Origin of the sequence: Collinsella aerofaciens (assembly GCF_032584215.1) — a bacterium.
Classification (GTDB): Bacteria; Actinomycetota; Coriobacteriia; order Coriobacteriales; family Coriobacteriaceae; genus Collinsella.
The window spans coordinates 1-503 of record NZ_JAWHPN010000104.1; the positions used below are offsets into that span (position 1 = coordinate 1).

The following is a 503-nucleotide window of genomic DNA, read 5'->3' on the forward strand; positions in this document are numbered from 1 at the left end:
AGCAGCAACCCCTCTACTCAGGCAATGGTGACCGCATGTGACAAAATGCTTGATTTTTCTGGTGAGATGTGCTTATAATTGAACTCAAAATAACACATTACAGCTTTCAACAGAGGGGCAGCTGTAGTTGAACCAGTCTGCCTGTTTGCAGAAAAGAAAGGCGGTTATCACACCATGAATGATTTCTCTGCTTTGGGAGAAAACCTGAAAGCAATTCGGGATAAGCGAGGGCTGAACCTAAATGATGTATCAGAGCTGACCGGAATCAGCAAGGCTATGCTTAGCAAGATTGAGCGCGGCGAATCCGTTCCTACAATCACAACTGTATGGAAAATAGCCAATGGGCTGAAGATTACCCTCAATGCTCTGGCTGGAGATGGCGAGAACAATTATACAGTCAAGGATATTGCTACAATGACGCCCCTCATTGATGAGGGTGGCCTGTTTTCTCTGTATAATGTTTTTCCATTCTCTCCATTGGACGGCGTCCAGGTATTCTATGG

At 45.1% G+C, this 503-nt stretch carries 1 protein-coding gene; it reads left to right on the forward strand.

Features of this window, described 5'->3' with window-relative positions; all coding sequences use genetic code 11:
• Positions 1–174: 174 nt before the first annotated feature.
• The coding region (locus RX395_RS09955) for a helix-turn-helix domain-containing protein (protein ID WP_316367332.1) at positions 175–503 on the forward strand (329 nt) is incomplete at its 3' end.